The organism is Pseudomonas sp. 2VD (genome assembly GCF_005503585.1).
Lineage (GTDB): Bacteria > Pseudomonadota > Gammaproteobacteria > Pseudomonadales > Pseudomonadaceae > Pseudomonas > Pseudomonas aeruginosa.
Genome location: NZ_SCND01000658.1, coordinates 1 through 1,249, shown reverse-complemented (window position 1 = coordinate 1,249; position 1,249 = coordinate 1). Strand labels below are relative to the sequence as shown.

The 1,249-nt window shown below is 65.3% G+C and carries 1 protein-coding gene and 1 pseudogene; both read right to left on the bottom strand.

What is annotated here, in order from left to right; genetic code table 11:
• Positions 1-504, bottom strand: a pseudogene (locus FFS27_RS32870) (aminotransferase); the annotation flags it as partial.
• Between the two features lie 196 nt (positions 505-700).
• A partial coding sequence (locus tag FFS27_RS32860) for a metallopeptidase TldD-related protein (RefSeq protein WP_442962193.1) occupies positions 701-1,249 on the bottom strand: 549 nt, incomplete at its 5' end.

Below are 1,249 nucleotides of genomic sequence, written 5' to 3'. Positions count from 1 at the left end.
GATATAGATCAGCCCGGCGTCCCGTTGCGCGGCGGCGAGCATGCGCTCGATGTCGTGGGCCGCCTCGGCGTCCAGCGGCACGGCAGCGACCTTCGCCCCCTGGGCCTGGGCGGCGCCGAGCACGGAGTCGTAGGAGGGATCGGCCATGACCAGGCTGCGCTCCTTGCCGGTGAACGCCGCGACGGCGTATTGCAGCGGCTGGCGCGATCCGCAGTAGGCATGCACGCATTCGGCGGGGATGCCGTTCTGCTTGGCGAACAGGCCGACCAGGGCGTCCTGCGCGTCGTAGTCGTAGCGGCCGCAGAGCGCGGCCGCCTGCTGCATGGCGGCCCTGGCCTTGGCGGAGGGGCCGTAGGGGCTTTCGTTGAAATCCAGGAAGGTCTCTTGCGGCTTCCCGGCGGCGCTTGTCGCGCCGCTCCCGGCGAAGGCTCGCGGGCTCAGCAGGATGCTGCTGGAGGCCAGGGCGGTCAGGGTCACGAACGAACGACGACTCAAAGCGGGCATAGCTTCACCTCCGTGTACCGAATGGGATATGCGTGCGGTGGGTTCCTCTCGGGCGTGTGTCACCAGAGTGGAGAACGAGGAGGGAGCCGGTCCGTTTATGGTGGCGTGATAATGGCGCCAGAATATCGGCGGGTTTTCTTCGGATTGCGCACGCGGCGCTCCCGGGCGGCGAACCGCCGGGGAGCGCCGCGCGGGCTCAGAGCGTGAGGGTGAAGCGCCCGGTCAACGCGCCTGGCAGGTGCATCGAGTCGGTCTGGCGTTCGCCGTAGGTATTGCTGGACAGGCGCAGTTCGCGCTCGTGGCTGAGGTCTTCCAGGTGGGCGCCGAGGAAGCTGTACAGGCTGTCGTCGAAGCGCATGGTGCTGACCGGCGCCCGGATCTGGCCGTTCTCCACCCAGAAGGTGGCGAAGCGGGTCATTCCGGTCAGGCGTGCGGCGGGCATGTCCGAGTAGTTCAGGTACCACAGGTTGCCGATGTACAGGCCGGTATCCAGGGCCTCGAGGATGCGCGCCTGCTCCAGGCTGCCGCCGGCCATGTCCAGCGCCGTGGGCGCCTCGTTGGCCCCGGCGCCATTGGCTACCAGGCCATATTCGCGGGCGCTGCGCGAACTCACCAGGAGCTGGCTCTTACACACATCTGACGCTGACGACGACTCGTTAAGGCTGAATGCGAGTGGTGATCTAGTATTGAAAAAAATACCAAGTAACATAACAAAAAAAACGCTTAAATGAAACAAAGAAATCAA